The sequence below is a fragment of the Acinetobacter sp. AOR18_HL genome (assembly GCF_027855145.1).
GTDB lineage: Bacteria > Pseudomonadota > Gammaproteobacteria > Pseudomonadales > Moraxellaceae > Acinetobacter > Acinetobacter pittii.
In genome coordinates this window covers 23,791-41,180 of the sequence record NZ_JAKTIG010000002.1, presented here as the reverse complement: position 1 = coordinate 41,180, position 17,390 = coordinate 23,791, and the positions used below count along the sequence as shown (strand labels likewise).

Sequence of the window (17,390 nt, the reverse complement as noted above, 5' to 3'; positions counted from 1 at the left end):
TCTTTAAGTTTAGGGTTAATGAAACGCCAGCCCATGGTGGTGTCTTCAATCTTCTGGCTACGGCCAAAAGCACTGTCAGACTTACCCATCACATAAGGTGCGCGGCTCATGCTTTCGACACCACCTGCAATCACCAAGTTTGCTTCACCGGCTTTAATGGCACGGGCAGCAATGGCAATCGCATCGAGTGAAGAACCACACAAACGGTTAATGGTGGTTGCTGGAACCTGATACGGTAAACCAGCAAGCAGTGCTGACATACGGCCGACGTTACGGTTATCTTCACCGGCTTGGTTGGCACAGCCATAGATCACATCATCGACCTGTTCCCAATCTACATTTGGGTTACGTTGGATGAGGGCTTTAATCGGTACAGCGCCCAGGTCATCGGCACGGACAGGTGCAAGACCACCGGCATAACGGCCAAATGGAGTACGGATGGCATCGATGATATAAGCGTTTTTTAATGTCATTTCCCTACTTCCTTACCCTTGAGTCGCATCAATCAAAGTTGCACCAGTCAAAGCCTGTAACTCTTCAAAGCTAAGACCTTCAACTTTCTCAATCACCTTTAAACCATCTTTAGTCACATCAATCACACAAAGATCGGTGTAAATACGGTCAACACAGTGTTTACCCGTAACCGGATAAGTTAGCTCAGCCACAATCTTCGGCTCACCTTGCTTGGTCACATGGTCTGTAGTGATAAATACTTTTTTAGCACCTACAGCCAAATCCATCGCACCACCTACAGCAGGAATCGCATCAGGTGCACCCGTGTGCCAGTTGGCCAAGTCACCATTCGCAGCAACCTGAAATGCACCGAGTACTGCAATATCAAGGTGACCACCACGCATCATGGCAAAGGAGTCGCCATGGTGAAAAAAGCTGCCACCTTCAAGCATGGTCACAAACTCTTTACCCGCATTAATCAATTCAGGGTCTTCTTCACCTGCCGCTGGTGGTGGGCCAAATGCCAACAGGCCATTTTCGGAATGAAGGAAAATATCTTTATCGTTAGGTAAGTAGCTTGCAATCTTGGTTGGCAAACCAATACCCAAGTTCACATAGGCGCCATCTGGAATATCTTGTGCCACACGTTTTGCAATCTGGTCACGGCTGAGTTTCTGGTAGCTCATGTTATTTCTCCTTATTGCTTACTGTGCGGGCTGTACTTGTACAACGTGCTGTACAAAAATACCTGGGGTGATGATGTGCTCTGCATCTAAGCCACCTAGCTCAACCACCTCAGAAACCTGAACAATCGTGACATCAGCAGCCATGGCCATAATCGGGCCAAAGTTACGTGCAGATTTACGGTAAACCAGATTGCCCCAGCGGTCGCCCTTATAAGCTTTAATCAGGGCAAAGTCAGCCTTGATCGGATATTCGAGTACGTAGTCTTTACCATCGATCTGACGGGTTTCTTTGCCTTCAGCTAAAAGTGTTCCAAAGCCAGTTGGGGTAAACACAGCGCCTAGGCCCATACCTGCTGCCTGAATACGACATGCCAGATTACCTTGTGGAACCACTTCAAGCTCGACTTTTCCGGCACGGTACAGCTCATCAAACACATAAGAGTCTGACTGACGTGGGAAAGAGCAGATTACTTTTTTAACCGAACCAGCTTTGAGTAGTTTAGCCAGACCATAATCGCCATTACCGGCGTTATTGCTGACAATTGTTAAATCTTTAATACCCAGTTCAATCAGTCCGTCAATGAGTTCAGCGGGTTGTCCTGCAGTACCAAAACCACCAATCAGAATGGTCGCACCATCTTTAATCTGCGATAGTACCTCGCTAAGAGAGGACTTACTTTTGTCAATCATTAGACAACTCCATTGTGCTCATTCAGGAAGGAATAGATAAGAGATTTAGGCACACAGAGGCAGAATGAACAGATAGATATTTCACTCAATCCCGAGTGTTTCCCTTAGATTTCCTTTTAAACATTCTTGATAATTTTTCTAATTTGATCTAGTTATCAAACCATGGTTTTGTTCGGTATAAATATTTTTTGTTCGATGATCGAACATTATCTAGTATAGTTGTACGATCTTGATAAATCCTAAAACTTATCAATGTAAAAGAATATGAGTGGTTATAAATAGATATGTAGAAAACTTGCTTAGGTGGGCAAATTATCCAAGCAAGTTAAAAATAATAGAATTAAGACTGAGATTGCAGAATCAAACGTGCAAGTTCTAAATCATCGGGATAGGTAATTTTTATATTATCCGAACGACCCATTACGACCTGTACAGTTTCACCCATATACTCGAGTGCACTTGCCTCATCGGTAATAGTGACGTCATTTTCTAAAGCATGTTCAATTGCTTTTTTTAGTTTACCGATTTTAGTAATTTGAGGCGTTTGAGCTTGCCATAATAAATCTCGGCTAACTGTTTTATCAATGTGATTGCCTGACTTAACCTGCTTTAAAGTATCGCGAACAGGAATTGCTAAAATAGCACTCTCATTTGATTCAATTGCATTTGCCACAAGTGCATTTAAACAATCAATGGTTACACAAGGGCGAGCCGCATCATGCACAAGAACCCAATCATTTTCATCGGCAAAATTTAAAAGATGATTTAATGCATTTAAAACTGAATGGACTCGCTCAGCTCCACCAATGCAAAAATGCGCCTTATCTATATTTTGAAATGCTAGAGTCTGAGCAAAGGTATCTTGTGCGCCAATTGCCAAAACATAACCATTTAATGGAAGTTGGCTTATACGGCCAATCGTATGTTCTAAAACAGTCCTATTCTGAATATATTGATACTGCTTCAATTCAGTTTTAGAAAAACGACTTCCTGATCCTGCAGCGGGAATCACTGCCCACAATTTAGTCTGGGATATCTGGGGATGCAGGTGTCTCATTCGTTTCCAAATCAACTTTAGCGTTCGGGTCAATATAAATAGGTTTGTAATGGGTACTGATCGTACTCATTTGAACAAATGTCTCGTGAGGTTTAACCAAACCAAGATCAAGGCGGGCATGTTCTTCTATTGCTTCTGTACCATTTTTCAGGTCAAAAACCTCTGCTGCCAAAATACGGTTTCGTTCTTTAAGCTCTTCATTTACCTCAGCTTGTTGCTGAATTTGTTGCATGAGAGCTTGATGAGGGATATAGCCACCCTCACCTAACCAAAATTGATATTGCAGGATAGCTACTAAAACAATAACAAGTAGCAATATCAGTTTGCTTGAAGTGGATCGAAATACTTCTAACATATCATTAAGATTTTTAATTAAAAACTTTCGTTAAGAGATTGTATTGTATAGTAATTAACAAGTAGCATGCGCAATTCCTGCAAAAATTTAAGCAAAATTATTAATGGGCATATTACTTTAATTGACCATTATGACATGTTTCATTTTGTCAAAAATGAATAGAATTTGAAAGGGAAATAATATTTATAAGTACAACTGTTTATAAATCAATCTACCCACAAAAAATCATTCTAAGCATGAGAAATTTATGCTGAGAAAAGCTTATGGTTAATTTCCATTATTTATCCGTGTAAATTGTTGCTCTAACATGGTGTTGCCCCATTGGTCTCCTTCCCATTCATTCGTGAGTTTAAAACCAAAAGTTTCATAAAGTTTTCTTGCTGCACTAAGGCCACTAAATGTCCATAATTGAACAGCAGAGAATTGTTTTTGATCACAAAAGTTTATTGCTTCTTTTAATAGCTTTTTGCCGATTCCCTGTCCTCGACAATCGTCACTTAAAATAAACCACCGAAGATGAGCCTCGCTATTCCCTAAATCTTCGCCATCAATCGCAACAGAACCCACAATTTTATTATTTTTTATTGCCAACCAAATATTATTAGAGTCTTTATAAAGACGGTTAGAGAACTCAGCTAAATTGGTAGCCACTTTTCCTTCAAAAAAAGGTCCAAAATTATAATTTTCATAATAATAAGTACCATGCATTTCTGCGATTCTGCCAATCATACCTGCGCGGTAGCCACTCACAATTTGAATAGTATTGTTATCTATAAGATCTTTATTATCTCGACAATTTACTAAAGATTCAGCATAGGCTGTCAAACCTTGAGCAATAACAAGTTGTTCATAAGATTTTAATTTTTCAATGGCTTGAATAACTCGCATTTCTCCATAATTATTAATTTTTCTTACAGTTTCCACTCCTTTCGGTGTGAGTTTAATCACTTTTAGTCTAGCATCATTCTTATCTTGTTCCTCTCTAATCTCCCCCGCCTTAATGAGTTTAAGCAACATTCTACTCACACTCGATTTCTCTAAGCCTAAAAGCTGTCCTAATTGTACCGCGGTTAAAGAACCTCTATTTTCAAGTTCAAGTAAAGAATGAACAGCTGACGGAGAATAATCAGTGGCAGCAAGAGTTGAACTCATAAAACCTAATTCACGAACCATAATTCGAGATGAACTACGGATTTCATCAATAATTTTTTGATCAATCATCACTGCACACTCAAAATATAGTTGTATAATACAACCATATTTATAAAAAAGAAGTCAAGATTTTCTTCACTTTTAAAACGAGCTTAAAAAGAATAAAAGCCCTCTTTGGAGGACTTTTATAAATCGTTTACTTATGTGAGTTTAAATCAGAAATTATAACGAACACTCAACGTTGCATTTCGTGGTGTGCCCCAATTCATTGAGTTAGCACCAATACCTTCATAATATTTTTCATCAAAAATATTATCGATATTCAATTGAAGTTTGATATTTTTATCCACTTGATAGCCAAGCATCGCACTTGCTAAAACATATGCATCTTGCTCAATACGAGAGCTTCCACTTCCCGTATAGTATTTACTCTTATAATTTAAACCAAGCCCTGCACTCCATTGATCAAGTTTGTACTTAACAAATAGATTCGAGGTTGTTCGAGAGTTTGTCGTATTAACCTTTGTGCCTTGTGCATCTTTTGCTTCAAAATTAGCAATACCAAAGTTAATACCCCAATTGTCATTAATCTCGCCATCAGCTTCAAACTCAAAACCTTTACTTTCAACCCCATCTACAGCGCGATAGGCCTGTTCTGTAGTTTGTGTACCATTACGGACAATAAATACTCCCGGTATCGATTCAGCAAAATTAGATTGTTCTATTCGGAATACTGACAATGCTGTATTTAAACGCCCTCCAAACCATTCGCTCTTTAAGCCAGCCTCATAACTCTTACCAGTAATCGGATCTATATATTGATCATTTATATCTTTACGTTCTTGAGGTTTAAAAATTTCTGTATAACTTGCATACACAGAATGATCTTGGGCAAAATCATAAATAGCGCCAACATATGGTGCTAATTCATTGTTAAATTCACGGTTACCTTTATCATTTTCAGACTTATATTCCCAGTTAGATAAACGTGCACCAGCAATAATTTTCAAAGGATCCAAAATCTGAAATTTTCCAGCAATATAAGCGGCAGTTTGTGTGGTTTCATTTAGCGCATTTTTACCGTTTAAAACAACAGGCTGAAGCAACTCTTGAGCCATATCATTATAGTTAAGTGGTCCACCTAAATATTTCTCAATGTCTTGGTTTGTGTTAGATCCACCAAAAATATCTTTTGTCTTTTCATTCTTATTCCACGATCCACCAATAATAATTTCTTGTGGACGATTAAAAATCGTAAATGGAGCATTGATAAAAACATCAATATTGTTTTCTTCATTTGCAGCTTTTGCACCATATACTGAGACATTATCCTTGCCCTCTTCATTTTTTAATGGACTGGTATTGGTTGCCTTGTCTACTTTTCCAGCTGTATACAACAACATAGAAGCTGTATCTTCTTTACGGAAGGTATAAGCAATATTTAAATTAACGTCATTAAATAAATTATGCTTTAAATTTGCAAATACTGCCGTTGTATTTACATCCCAATAGGTCCAAGGTGCACTTACTGTTAAGCTTCTGGAAAAATTGGTACGAGTCCCATCAGTATAAAAAGCAGGTGTACCGCCCCAACGAATACCATCACGATGTAACTCTTGATAAGTTGCACCAAGCGACATGCTTGTTTTATCACTTAAGTCATAATCAACCGCACCATAAAATACATTGCGTTCTTTCTCATAGAAATCCATAAATGATTTTTCATCAGAATGTTTTACAAACATGCGGCCACGCAATGATCCATCTGCATTAAGTGGCGTGGAAACATCTGCTGAGCTATTCCAAGAGTTCCACGAGCCTAAAGATGTGCTGACATTACCAGTGAGTTCTTTTGAGTTTGCATGTTTCCGAATCATGTTCAGCGCCATTGCTGGGTTTCCCGCACCTGTGGTTAGTCCATTGGCACCCTTTACGACTTCGACACGATCATAAATATCTAAATCTAAATCTCCAGTGCCTAAGTTTGTAGTACTAGGTATTCCATCAATTAAGTAATAATCCACCTCAAAACCACGTGCATACACTCTTTGGCGCTCATCGGTACGTGAGGTTGAAACACCCGTAATATTATTCATTAAATCTTGAAAGGAATCGATTTTTCGATCATCTAAATATTCACGGGTTAAAACTTTGACTGATTGAGGAGTTTCACGAAGAGATAAATTTAATTTTGTAGAAGTATTTGTGCGTTTTGCTGTATAGCTCCCGGAACCTTCAGTAACGGCCGGATTTTCTTGTTCTGCTTGTACTTTTATCGTTGCTAAAGTGGTTGTTTCGGTTTGTTCTGCATAAACAAATGAAGGTACCGTTAAAGCCATAGAAAGTGCTAAAGGGCGAACTCTAAATGCTTTTCTAAAGGGCGGATTGTACATAAGAAAATTCCATAATAACCAATGTGCTGAACCATATTTTTAGCCTTCCACTACCTTATTCCTTGTTACACAGTAGTAAAAGTTCGGCACAAAAATTAACACGAATAATAATTGTTATCAACTTTAAGTTAATAATTATTCTTATTTGTTTAATTTAAATTGCCAATTTATCATTGCATTAAAGAATCGCTATCCACGACATCAAAATTTGGATTTCTAACAGATTGAGTGTTGATCTTGTTGAAGTATAATGCTGAAACCACAGGCTTTATATTATTGATTCAAAAATATATAAACCAATTTTCAAATTCAAATTGACTGTTGAACTGCTCATGAACATGAGAAATAAAAAACTACACAGTATTTTCTTTTATATTTTATTATTCTTCATAAATCTCATGAAAGAGAATAAAGGTATAAACTGTAGTGCACAAAATTTTAGCGTTTTCTTTAGTAAGCTTAGGTTTAAGCGCTTGTGATCACCCTACTGATGATAGCCCTTCAAAAATAATTAATATGGAGAGCAATCATAAACAATATACACCTGCTAACCCTTATATATTTGAATATAATGATATTGTTTACAGTCTAAAAGCTGAGCAGCCACAAGATACTTCCCATAGAAAATTTAAAAACTTATTAAAAAAAATTCCCTCTAATGATAATAATTTAGATATTTTAAAAACCAAACGCAAGGTACTTATTCACTTAGGTTGCCTTAAAGAAGCATATATAGTTACCGAAAAAATTTTAAATAAAACAGATAGTTCACAACTACAAGAGATGCAATGTATTTTCTTAAGAAAAATGAAAAAAGATGCTCATGAAATAAAAGCATGTTATGAAAAAATGGCTCATAGCTATTTAAACGAAATAAATTTAATTCCAAAGGCAGCCATACGATATCAATATGCACTGTGGGGCCATTATGCAGCGATGTTTCATGCGGGACATATAGAATATAAAGATAAACTCCAAGAAATCGTTGATTATCATAACATTGAAGATCATAAACAAACATATCAACAAATGTATGAAAATATACTGAATCCAAATGTTTTTCAAAAACGTTTAGACGCTATTCCCTACAGTCCTGATTGCCACTGAATCATATTCGCAATTATTTATAATTAATCATCGTAGCTCAGTTCATCCTCCTCAACATTGATATAATCTGGTTGAGGGTCTTTATCAAATTGTACAGCACGTATTTTAAACTTACCTAAAATTTTCGCCTTTCCTACTCTATGCATACCATCCATTATCCTGCCCTGTGAGCATATTATTATTGGATAAGACAAATCTGCTTCTTGAATTAATATCATATGATCAATGATATCTTGAGTAGTGGGATGAGAATCTGGATACCAGTATGGTTCATTTAATTCTTTTATTTCTGATAGCAAAATTTCTTTTACTTTAAAATTTCTAGTTAATTCTACTAAATTATCTACATCCCAAATATAAGTATCATTTTCAACTTTTCTAAAATGATATTGCTTTCTCATCATATAAAATTCGCTTAAAATACAATAATATTAAAATATATCATATACATATTAAGACCAAACATTTTAAAAATTGACAAACTAAATTTAGTCCATACAGATCAAAATTTTTATCTTATTTGATAACTTTAAAATCATTTTTTTTAGTGTTATTTCTACGATTGAAGCTTCAACTATATGTTTATTTTAATAGTAGAATTTATACAAAATCACATAAAGTTCGATTTTTTAACCAACAACTACTTAAAAAGTATATTTTTTCTATTTTTAATTTGCTAAGAATTTTATAAAGACTTCATATACCTATTAAAAAGGAGAAAAAATGGATTTTTTTAATATTTTCATAGGTGACACGACTTGGACCTTTATTTTAGAAATCTTGGTTCGATGCTTTCTTATGTTTATCATTATTATTAGTTTTTTGAGACTATCAGGTAAACGTGGTGTTCGCCAACTCTCCCTTTTTGAACTCGCAATTATTTTATGTTTAGGCTCGGCTGCTGGTGATCCAATGTTTACCAAGGACTTACCTATTTCTCATGCTTTTGTCGTATTTATCGTTATTCTTTTTCTCTATCGTCTTGTAACTTGGGCGATGGTGAAACATAAAAAAATTGAAGACTTATTGGAAGGAAGAGCTCTCTGTGTAGTCAAAGATGGACTTTTGGTTTACAAAGATTTCCAGAAACAATCATATTCACATGATGAGTTTTTCTCAGAAATGCGCCAACAAAATGTTGAACATTTAGGTCAAGTAAGAACAGCTTTATTGGAGTCTGACGGTATCTTGAGTTTACTTTACTATGAAGATGAAGAGGTAAAATGGGGACTCCCCCTATTCCCTGATGCCTACCGTAAAGACGATGTACTGAAACTGAATACTTTTTATTCATGTATGAAGTGTGGTGAAACTAAAATTTTAAATAAAATCGATCAAGAATGTACCCGCTGCAAACATCACAGTTGGGCTGAGTCTTTAAAAACACGCCGATTAGGATAATAAAAAAGGTGCTATTTCCTATTAAAAACAGGAAATAGCACCTTCAAATGTTAAAAAATTAATTTTAACTTTTTATTTAAAGATTAGTTTAAACCTTTAAACTCAGCTTTACCGCGGTAAGCAGCTTTAGTCAATTCTTCAATACGAAGTAATTGGTTGTACTTAGACACACGGTCAGAACGACAAAGTGAACCAGTCTTGATTTGACCAGCAGCTGTACCTACTGCTAAGTCAGCAATAGTAGAATCTTCTGTTTCACCAGAACGGTGAGAAATAACAGTCGAATAACCATTTGCTTTAGCAAGATAGATTGCATCTAAAGTTTCAGTCAAAGTACCGATCTGGTTGTATTTGATTAAGATTGAGTTACCAACTTTTTCATCAATACCACGTTGTAAAATCTTAGGATTAGTTACGAACAAGTCATCACCAACCAATTGGATTTTATCACCAAGGATTGAAGTCAAGTAGCTCCAGCCTTCCCAATCAGACTCATCAAGACCATCTTCGATTGAGATAATTGGATATTGATTTACAAGGCCAGCTAAATAATCTGCAAACTGATGACTTGTAAATGCACGGTTACCTTCACCTTCTAAAACGTATTGACCGTTTTTGTAGAATTCTGAAGATGCGCAGTCAAGTGCAAGCATCATGTCTGAACCAGCTTTGTAACCAGTCAATTCAATTGCTTGTAAAATGATTTGAATTGCTTCTTCGTTAGAACGTAAGTTAGGAGCAAAACCACCTTCATCACCTACAGCAGTATTCAAACCTTGTTTCTTTAAAACTGATTTTAAAGAATGGAATACTTCAGCACCAGCACGTAAAGCTTCGGCAAATGAAGTGAAACCTACAGGCTCAATCATGAACTCTTGAATATCAACAGTGTTGTCCGCATGCTCACCACCATTTAAGATGTTCATCATCGGTACAGGCATTGTCAAAATTGTTTGACCACGAAGATCTGCGATGTATTGGAAAAGAGGAAGTTTCTTTTCTTCAGCAGCAGCGCGCGCAGCAGCCAATGACACAGCTAAAGTTGCGTTAGCACCTAATTTCTCTTTGTTTTCAGTACCGTCAAGCGCGATCATTGTATTATCAATGTCTTTTTGCTCAAAAACTGATTTACCCAACAAAGCATCACGAATCAACGTATTAACGTTATTAACTGCTGTACGAACGCCTTTACCTAAGTAACGCGATTTATCACCGTCACGTAGTTCTAAAGCTTCACGAGAACCAGTTGAAGCACCAGATGGTGCACATGCACGACCAACAACCCCAGATTCTAAAATTACGTCTGCTTCGATGGTTGGGTTACCACGAGAGTCCAAAATTTCACGTGCACGAATGTCAACGATTTGGCTCATGAACAATTCCTCTTTGAATGAATATGAGCTGCGGTTAAAGCAGCGTAAGGGTTATAAAACAACTCAATGGGTGTCTAACTTTTTGAATCCTTTAACTAAAGTATCCAATTCTTTTATTTGTGCCAAGAACGGTTCAAGTTGCGACATACGTAATGCACAAGGTCCATCGCATTTTGCATGTTCTGGATCTGGGTGTCCTTCCAAGAACAATCCAGCCAAACCAGTTGCCATTCCAGCGCGTGCTAAAGTTGTAATTTGAGCACGACGACCACCTGCTGAGTCAGAACGACCACCAGGGGTTTGTAACGCATGTGTCACGTCAAAGAAAACTGGCACATTCATTTCTTTCATTGTGTCAAAGCCAAGCATATCTACAACAAGATTGTTATAACCAAATGCTGAACCACGTTCACAAAGAATAAGTTTGTCGTTTCCTGCTTCTAAACATTTGTGCAGGATATGGCGCATTTCATGAGGTGCTAAAAACTGGGCTTTCTTAATATTAATAATAGCCTGTGTTTTCGCCATCGCCTCGACAAGATCAGTCTGACGACTTAAGAAAGCGGGTAATTGAATAATATCGGCTACTTCTGCAACTGGTGCAGCCTGATATGGCTCGTGCACATCAGTAATGATAGGAACATTAAAATGTTTTTTAATATCACCTAACCATTCGATACCTTTTTCAAGTCCAGGACCACGGAATGAATGCAGACTAGAACGATTTGCTTTATCGAAACTCGCTTTAAATACATAAGGAATATCTAAGCGTTTGCAAATATCAACATACGTTTCTGCAATTTCAAAAGCTAAATCTTTTGATTCAAGTACGTTCATTCCGCCAAATAATACAAATGGCAAATGATTTGCCATTTGTATATCGCCTAAACGTACAACTTCTTGTGGTTTTAATTGTGACATTTAAACTTTCCCAGTTTATTTAAAATCGCATTATTTACTTTTTTGATGCTGTGTTTTTGCAGCGTCAATAAAACTAGCAAATAATGGATGTCCATCACGTGGTGAACTTGTAAATTCCGGGTGGAATTGTACAGCAATAAACCAAGGATGTTCAGGAATTTCTACAGTTTCAACTAAATGTTGTGCTGAAGAGTAACCTGAAATCTTCATACCAGCTTGTTCAATCGACTCAATGAAACGGTTATTCATTTCATAACGGTGACGATGACGCTCAGTGATTTCAGCTTTACCGTAGACTTCACGTGTTTTTGTGCCTTCAACCAATTCAGATTTTTGAGCACCTAAACGCATAGTTCCACCTAGGTCAGACTCAAGGCTGCGTTGTTGTAATTCACCGCGCTCATCTAACCATTCAGTAATTAAACCAATGAGTGGATATTTTGTAGAACGGTTAAATTCTGTAGAAGAAGCTTCTGGCATACCTGCAACATGGCGAGCGTATTCAATAACAGCCAATTGCATGCCTAAACAAATACCCAAGAATGGGATTTTGTTTTCACGTGCGTATTGAATAGCTCTCATTTTGCCTTCAGTACCACGTTCACCAAAACCACCTGGAACTAAAATTGCGTCAGCTGTACTTAAAATAGATACGTCTTGGCTTTCAAGTTCTTCAGCGTTGACATAATCAATTTGTACTTTTACGCGATTTTTAATACCTGCGTGTAATAACGCTTCATTCACAGACTTATAAGCATCTGGTAATTCAACATATTTACCAACCATAGCTACACGTAAAGTGTATTCAGGATTTAGTAATGCTTCGACTACATTATCCCAATCTTCTAGGTTTGCTTCTGGAAGATCATTAAATCCAAAACGCTCACAGATCAAGTCATCAACGTTTTGTTCATAGAATGTACGTGGAATTTGATAAATCGTTTTCGCATCCTTACATACCACTACAGCACGCGCTTCTACGTTAGTGAACAATGCAATTTTGCGTTTAGTGTCAACATCCACATCATATTCAGTACGGCAGATAAGAATATCTGGCTGAATACCAATCGAAAGCAACTCTTTTACAGAGTGTTGAGTTGGTTTTGTCTTAAGCTCTGCTGCAGATTTGATATATGGCAACAAAGTTAAATGCATAAGCATGGTTCTTTTATGACCAAGCTCAACCATTAACTGACGAACTGACTCCATAAATGGAAGTGATTCGATATCACCTACCGTACCGCCAATTTCTACGATAGCAACATCGTAGCCTTCACCTGCGCGAAGTACGCGTTCTTTAATGTTGTCAGTAATATGAGGAATAACTTGAACTGTACCACCAAGATAGTCACCACGACGTTCTTTATTTAAAACGTCCTGATATACACGACCACTGGTAAAGTTATTAAGTTTGGTCATTTTCGCACGACGTAAGAAACGTTCGTAATAACCCAAGTCTAGATCAGTTTCGGCACCATCCTCTGTGACAAAAACTTCACCATGTTGGAAAGGGCTCATTGTCCCTGGATCGACATTAATGTAGGGATCCATTTTAACCATTGTGACTTTTAAGCCACGGGCTTCCAAAAGTGCAGCAACTGAAGCAGCAGAAATACCTTTACCTAGCGATGAAACTACACCACCAGTGACAAAAATAAAATGGGTCATTAAGTTTCTCGTACAATCAAGCCGAAATCGGCCTACAATGTTTGGCAATTTTACTGTACTCTGCCCCTATAAAGCAAAGTCAAACCGCATCAATTCAAAGATCATTAAACAACTGGCTATTCTATCAGCATTTTTAATAAAAATTTAGGTCAATCTCACATGATTTTTTCATTCTCTTTTGCTGTTATAATGCCAGCTCCTCAATTAAATGTTGTTTAGGACAATGGCAAATAAAAAACTTTTAATCTGTGCTGCAATTGCTGCTGGACTATTGTTAACCGCATGTGTCAAAAAAGAAACACCTAAAGAAGAAGAGCAAGAAAAGGTTGAAACTGCTGTTTCAGAACCTACACCTGCTGAACCTGCAAAATTTGAGTCTCTAGAAAGTGTTCAAACTGAAGAAGCTCAAACTCAGGAACCAACGCAAGTTGAGGTGCATCACGAAGAAACAGCAAATACAACAACTGAAATTCGCCGTGAAACTCGCCCTGCCCAAGCTGAGCAAAATTCACAAACAAATGTTTCTGAGCAACCTAAAGCAGAACCAAAGCCAAAACCTGAACCTAAGCCTGAACCAAAAGCAGAGCCAAAACCATCTAAACCAGCTGAACCAGCTCAAAGTGAAGATGATGCTGTTGCTGCTGCAATTGCGGCTGCTACTCCAGCGCTTAAGAATTAAGTTCGTATGCGAATATGCCCAAATTGAACCATCAGTTTGGGCTTTTTAAATATTATTTAAGTTATCAACACAATAATAAGTTTTACTTTTCTTTCTATTTATCTTTAAAGTTTTCTTAGTTATCAATTAGGGACAATCTACTTTTTCTGCTTAAAAAAGCATTGACGATAGATATATGGCAATGTAGTTTTCTATCAAGTTCCTTTTTGGAACTTAAATTAAAAGAAGATTGGAGCCTAGAATGAATACAGTATCAAATCGTGTCCCCGCCTCATTTCCAGTCCGTCGTATGGACTACAATTTTGAAAACGTACCTCGCTACTGGTGTAATAACGAGCCCACTTTTACACATTATTTTACTGGTTTATCTACATTGTTCCCTGAAGGTGAATCATATTTCGTTCGCTCTGTTCGAGCTTTACGCGCCAAAGCAAAGTCAAATGAAATTTTAGATCGGGAAATCAGTGCGTTTATTGGCCAAGAAGCAATGCACTCAAAAGAACATCATGCTTTTCATGTAAGTGCACAGCAATATGGTTTAGATCCTCAATCTTTAGAAAAAGTAACTGGCATCGTTTTAAAAGCTATTGAAAAAGTTTTTAGTAAAAAATGGAATTTGCTTGTAACAGTAGGTCTAGAACATTACACAGCAGTACTTGTGGTTAGTATGATGCAATCCGTTAATGAATTGATGACAGACTCGACTATTCGCAATTTATGGCTATGGCATAGTATTGAAGAAACTGAACATAAAGCTGTGGCCTTTGATCTCTATCAACATTTATATGGAAGCGGCTTAAGTGCATATCTTCCTCGCATTACAGTCTTTACTTTAAGTCTATTTTTAATTACAGGCTTTTCAACAATCTATCAATTTGTTCTTATGAAACGGGATCATCAACTTTTAAATTTCAAATCTTGGCGTAAGTTCTTTAGTTTTGCAAATAAACAATATAGAACATTGATCCCCCAATTTTTTGATTATTATCGCTTTGACTTTCATCCCAACCAAACAGATGAAAAAGACCTCGTGGCTAGCACAAAAATCAAAATTGGACTAAAAGATCCCAAATTGCTTTTATCTTGATCTAATAAAATTATAAAGCCCATCTATTGAATGGGCTTTATTTAACTTATCGCAAAGTTACCGTTATTGTTTATGCTCAACCATAAAATAATTTGATATTAATTTGGCAGCCCATGAGGTACTTTTCCAACCTTCGTAGAAGCCACAATGACTTCCTTTTTTTGTGGTGATTACCGCAATATTACTCATTTGCTGAATCGTTTCTTTGTAAGGTTCCAAATTTTTAATAGAACAGACTGGATCATCCTCAGCATTAAGAATCATTAATGGTATTTTTACATTCTCAAATACATAAATTGGATTAATGGCTTGGCAATAACTTTGATAATCCTCAAAGCCAGCCATTTCAAAATATTCTTTTTCAAACTCTTCCAGACTTGTGGTCGCCAGAACTTTTTCAATAGAAGAAAGTTGGTTCCATGTATTTTGATACGGATGAATAAAATATTTGAATAACTTTTTGGTCATCATTTTGCTATAAAACGGATGAACATTTTTAAAGCCAATCTCTGTGTTGTAGCCCGGACACATTGCAAAGGCAGCTTTAAATGGCGTGTCAGTACCTTGCTCTCCTAAGTAGCGAACCAGTAGACCTGTCCCAGCAGAAGAACCTACTGCGTATAAATCCGATTTAGGAAACAAATTTTGAATATGCTCAAGTTGCTCTTTAAGATCGCTTGTTGACCCAAAAAGAGAAATCTGTGGCACAGGCATAGGTAATCCAGCATGCCCACGGCGTAAGCATAGTGCTATTCTCCATCCCGTATAATGATGTATGTCTTTCACAAGTTCACACATACTTTCAGGTGTTCCTGTAATGGTATGCATAATGACAACTGTTGGAGTATCTGGAGGAAGATCATAGCCATACCACGCGATCGCAGTTACGCCACCATCTTTCATGGTGAGCTGATCAATACGATCGTATTCAAGCTTAATGGTTTTTTTTCTGATAATATCAAAATATAAAAGATGCACGTGATTGTTGCTTAACCACGGTGTGGGCCGATATTTTTGCTTGAGCTGGGGCAATTTCTCAAGAATATCTTTTATTTTCCCATTTGGGTCATAATAGATTTTTGGTTGCTCGGCACCTAATACCGAATCGAACAATTCTGAACCGAAAGCTTTAATTTTATTTAAAGTAGATATGCCCATTTCCAATCACTACCTCTGATTATGAGTTAAATGATTGCCGCACTAATGCTGCAACCTGTTGTCCCCAAATTGCATAAATTTCTTTACTCGGATGAAAGCCATCACTTGCCATAGGCAGATTCATCGCTTGAAAATGCTCAATATCATATTGAATGAACTTAAATTGGTTTTGTGATTCTAACCATTTATCTAGTACTTGATTCATTTGTTCCGCATATTTTCCAAACAACCAAGCCAATGGATTTGGTAACGCTGGAAAATGCTGCATTGGTGGAATACCAGAAACAATAATGAGCTTAGGCTGAAAACGTGCCTGTATAGATTGAAATAATTGTTTTTGTTGTTTTATCCATGAACTTGCTGAGGTTAGTTTCGTGACATCATTAACACCAATCGACGTAACCACCACATCGTAATTTTGTTGCTCTAAATGCTGTACTGCTTGAAAAACCTGCTTAGTTGTATCACCTGTTTTTGCATGCAGTTTCCAGCGTATCGAATATTGATCTTGCAACTCAGAAATAATTACACCAGATAAAGCATCTTTTTGGGTTTCTACCCCAACACCTGCTGCGGCAGAGTCTCCTAAAATAAGTAATGATAGAGGTCTTCCCTTGCCAACGATGCCTTGTCTCTCACCACTGGCTTCTAGCAAACGTGGCGTATTCTTACGAACCTTTGTTCCCTGTACAAACAGTACTGGAAGCAATGCTAGAGTTGAAAGCTTTAACCACATTTTATTGATCTCTATCTTACTTAGGCTATTTACTAAAATTATTGAGGTTGAAACTTAGCAATTCTTATACCCATTTGTTCAGCCAATGCAGCTAAGCCACTCATTGGACGTATCATTACTTCAAAATCAATAATTTTGCCTTGTTCATTAAAACGAATCATATCAATACCTTTTAATGATTTACCACTGACATTAGCACTGAACTCAAGCACTACATTTTCACCGTCTTCTGTATAAAACTCACGATGATAGCTAAAGTCTTCGAACACCTGAATCACATTGGTAAGAATAAAGAAAACGACCTGCTTTCCTTCATAAGGTTTGTAAGCAACTGGTGAACGAAAAACCACTTCATCCGCCAGCAAGTCATTTAGATCGGATAAGTTACCAGCCTGAACCATTTCATGCCATTTTTCTAAAGACTGTTTTGTTGTTTCGAGTGTCATTGTTTTTTATATCCTATAATTTAACCAA

At 37.0% G+C, this 17,390-nt stretch carries 18 protein-coding genes; 4 read left to right on the top strand and 14 right to left on the bottom strand.

All coding sequences use genetic code 11. The features are described 5' to 3' along the window. From MKL51_RS00245 to MKL51_RS00215, 7 genes are all read right to left on the bottom strand, one after another. Window positions 1-473: beta-ketoacyl synthase N-terminal-like domain-containing protein (locus tag MKL51_RS00245; RefSeq protein WP_262771820.1), on the bottom strand; the 473-nt coding region annotated here is incomplete at its 3' end. A gap of 12 nt (window positions 474-485) precedes the next feature. Next, window positions 486-1,139: a 3-oxoacid CoA-transferase subunit B gene (locus MKL51_RS00240; RefSeq protein ID WP_032006418.1), complete on the bottom strand. Its 654-nt coding sequence runs from the start codon at window positions 1,137-1,139 to the stop codon at window positions 486-488. Window positions 1,140-1,157: 18 nt separating this feature from the next. Next, entirely contained in the window at window positions 1,158-1,829 is a 672-nt protein-coding gene (locus MKL51_RS00235; RefSeq protein ID WP_032006419.1) for a 3-oxoacid CoA-transferase subunit A, read from the bottom strand. A 340-nt stretch (window positions 1,830-2,169) separates the two neighbouring features. Continuing rightward, window positions 2,170-2,886 (bottom strand): 2-C-methyl-D-erythritol 4-phosphate cytidylyltransferase, encoded by a 717-nt coding sequence (ispD, locus tag MKL51_RS00230; protein WP_032006420.1) that lies wholly within the window; start codon window positions 2,884-2,886, stop codon window positions 2,170-2,172. Continuing rightward, entirely contained in the window at window positions 2,852-3,241 is a 390-nt protein-coding gene (gene ftsB, locus MKL51_RS00225) for a cell division protein FtsB (RefSeq protein ID WP_004643028.1), read from the bottom strand. The genes ispD and ftsB overlap by 35 nt, the downstream gene beginning before the upstream one ends. Window positions 3,242-3,508: 267 nt before the next feature. Beyond that, a complete protein-coding gene (locus MKL51_RS00220) occupies window positions 3,509-4,462 on the bottom strand; it encodes a bifunctional helix-turn-helix transcriptional regulator/GNAT family N-acetyltransferase (RefSeq protein ID WP_032006421.1) in 954 nt (317 codons plus the stop codon). A 146-nt stretch (window positions 4,463-4,608) separates the two neighbouring features. After that, the gene (locus MKL51_RS00215; RefSeq protein WP_032042636.1) at window positions 4,609-6,786 is read right to left on the bottom strand and encodes a TonB-dependent siderophore receptor; all 2,178 of its coding nucleotides are present in this window, start codon (window positions 6,784-6,786) and stop codon (window positions 4,609-4,611) included. A 426-nt stretch (window positions 6,787-7,212) separates the two neighbouring features. Between MKL51_RS00215 and MKL51_RS00210 the strand changes: the two genes are divergently transcribed. Further along, complete coding sequence (locus MKL51_RS00210) at window positions 7,213-7,893, top strand: hypothetical protein (RefSeq protein WP_032006425.1); 681 nt, start codon at window positions 7,213-7,215, stop codon at window positions 7,891-7,893. 23 nt (window positions 7,894-7,916) lie between these two features. Here the strand turns inward: MKL51_RS00210 and MKL51_RS00205 are convergent, their stop codons facing one another. After that, the gene (locus tag MKL51_RS00205; RefSeq protein WP_032006426.1) at window positions 7,917-8,294 is read right to left on the bottom strand and encodes a ParB N-terminal domain-containing protein; all 378 of its coding nucleotides are present in this window, start codon (window positions 8,292-8,294) and stop codon (window positions 7,917-7,919) included. 322 nt (window positions 8,295-8,616) lie between these two features. Between MKL51_RS00205 and MKL51_RS00200 the strand changes: the two genes are divergently transcribed. Then, window positions 8,617-9,294: a DUF421 domain-containing protein gene (locus tag MKL51_RS00200; protein WP_270904153.1), complete on the top strand. Its 678-nt coding sequence runs from the start codon at window positions 8,617-8,619 to the stop codon at window positions 9,292-9,294. 83 nt (window positions 9,295-9,377) lie between these two features. Here the strand turns inward: MKL51_RS00200 and eno are convergent, their stop codons facing one another. The 3 genes from eno to MKL51_RS00185 all read right to left on the bottom strand — a co-directional run bounded on the left by eno (window position 9,378) and on the right by MKL51_RS00185 (window position 13,256). Next, window positions 9,378-10,667, bottom strand: a complete 1,290-nt coding sequence (eno, locus tag MKL51_RS00195; RefSeq protein ID WP_002121066.1) for a phosphopyruvate hydratase — start codon at window positions 10,665-10,667, stop codon at window positions 9,378-9,380. Between the two features lie 63 nt (window positions 10,668-10,730). Then, window positions 10,731-11,588 carry a 3-deoxy-8-phosphooctulonate synthase gene (gene kdsA / locus MKL51_RS00190; RefSeq protein ID WP_002121042.1) on the bottom strand — a complete coding sequence of 286 codons (858 nt, stop codon included), beginning with the start codon at window positions 11,586-11,588 and terminating at the stop codon, window positions 10,731-10,733. A gap of 30 nt (window positions 11,589-11,618) precedes the next feature. After that, window positions 11,619-13,256, bottom strand: coding sequence for a CTP synthase (locus MKL51_RS00185; protein ID WP_017480995.1), 1,638 nt, complete (start codon window positions 13,254-13,256; stop codon window positions 11,619-11,621). 223 nt (window positions 13,257-13,479) lie between these two features. Between MKL51_RS00185 and MKL51_RS00180 the strand changes: the two genes are divergently transcribed. Together MKL51_RS00180 and MKL51_RS00175 are read left to right on the top strand one after the other, a co-directional pair. Beyond that, entirely contained in the window at window positions 13,480-13,935 is a 456-nt protein-coding gene (locus MKL51_RS00180; protein WP_002121076.1) for a hypothetical protein, read from the top strand. Between the two features lie 241 nt (window positions 13,936-14,176). After that, a complete protein-coding gene (locus MKL51_RS00175) occupies window positions 14,177-15,022 on the top strand; it encodes a metal-dependent hydrolase (RefSeq protein ID WP_002121049.1) in 846 nt (281 codons plus the stop codon). 63 nt (window positions 15,023-15,085) lie between these two features. Here MKL51_RS00175 and MKL51_RS00170 read toward each other — a convergent pair whose 3' ends face one another. The 3 genes from MKL51_RS00170 to MKL51_RS00160 are packed head-to-tail and all read right to left on the bottom strand — an operon-like array spanning window position 15,086 to window position 17,362. Beyond that, complete coding sequence (locus tag MKL51_RS00170; protein WP_270904152.1) at window positions 15,086-16,180, bottom strand: YheT family hydrolase; 1,095 nt, start codon at window positions 16,178-16,180, stop codon at window positions 15,086-15,088. Between the two features lie 19 nt (window positions 16,181-16,199). Then, on the bottom strand, window positions 16,200-16,916 hold the full coding sequence (locus MKL51_RS00165) for an SGNH/GDSL hydrolase family protein (RefSeq protein ID WP_032006433.1): 717 nt from the start codon (window positions 16,914-16,916) through the stop codon (window positions 16,200-16,202). A 38-nt stretch (window positions 16,917-16,954) separates the two neighbouring features. Then, complete coding sequence (locus tag MKL51_RS00160; RefSeq protein ID WP_032006434.1) at window positions 16,955-17,362, bottom strand: nuclear transport factor 2 family protein; 408 nt, start codon at window positions 17,360-17,362, stop codon at window positions 16,955-16,957. Window positions 17,363-17,390: the final 28 nt, after the last annotated feature.

What these genes read in the sequence shown, in the direction of transcription:
- MKL51_RS00240 (WP_032006418.1), bottom strand. Translation starts at nt 1,139, where the DNA reads ATGAGCTACCAGAAACTCAGCCGTGACCAGATTGCAAAACGTGTGGCA.
- MKL51_RS00235 (WP_032006419.1), bottom strand. Translation starts at nt 1,829, where the DNA reads ATGATTGACAAAAGTAAGTCCTCTCTTAGCGAGGTACTATCGCAGATT.
- ispD (WP_032006420.1), bottom strand. Translation starts at nt 2,886, where the DNA reads ATGAGACACCTGCATCCCCAGATATCCCAGACTAAATTGTGGGCAGTG.
- ftsB (WP_004643028.1), bottom strand. Translation starts at nt 3,241, where the DNA reads ATGTTAGAAGTATTTCGATCCACTTCAAGCAAACTGATATTGCTACTT.
- MKL51_RS00220 (WP_032006421.1), bottom strand. Translation starts at nt 4,462, where the DNA reads ATGATTGATCAAAAAATTATTGATGAAATCCGTAGTTCATCTCGAATT.
- MKL51_RS00215 (WP_032042636.1), bottom strand. Translation starts at nt 6,786, where the DNA reads ATGTACAATCCGCCCTTTAGAAAAGCATTTAGAGTTCGCCCTTTAGCA.
- MKL51_RS00205 (WP_032006426.1), bottom strand. Translation starts at nt 8,294, where the DNA reads ATGAGAAAGCAATATCATTTTAGAAAAGTTGAAAATGATACTTATATT.
- MKL51_RS00200 (WP_270904153.1), top strand. Translation starts at nt 8,617, where the DNA reads ATGGATTTTTTTAATATTTTCATAGGTGACACGACTTGGACCTTTATT.
- eno (WP_002121066.1), bottom strand. Translation starts at nt 10,667, where the DNA reads ATGAGCCAAATCGTTGACATTCGTGCACGTGAAATTTTGGACTCTCGT.
- kdsA (WP_002121042.1), bottom strand. Translation starts at nt 11,588, where the DNA reads ATGTCACAATTAAAACCACAAGAAGTTGTACGTTTAGGCGATATACAA.
- MKL51_RS00185 (WP_017480995.1), bottom strand. Translation starts at nt 13,256, where the DNA reads ATGACCCATTTTATTTTTGTCACTGGTGGTGTAGTTTCATCGCTAGGT.
- MKL51_RS00180 (WP_002121076.1), top strand. Translation starts at nt 13,480, where the DNA reads ATGGCAAATAAAAAACTTTTAATCTGTGCTGCAATTGCTGCTGGACTA.
- MKL51_RS00175 (WP_002121049.1), top strand. Translation starts at nt 14,177, where the DNA reads ATGAATACAGTATCAAATCGTGTCCCCGCCTCATTTCCAGTCCGTCGT.
- MKL51_RS00170 (WP_270904152.1), bottom strand. Translation starts at nt 16,180, where the DNA reads ATGGGCATATCTACTTTAAATAAAATTAAAGCTTTCGGTTCAGAATTG.
- MKL51_RS00165 (WP_032006433.1), bottom strand. Translation starts at nt 16,916, where the DNA reads ATGTGGTTAAAGCTTTCAACTCTAGCATTGCTTCCAGTACTGTTTGTA.
- MKL51_RS00160 (WP_032006434.1), bottom strand. Translation starts at nt 17,362, where the DNA reads ATGACACTCGAAACAACAAAACAGTCTTTAGAAAAATGGCATGAAATG.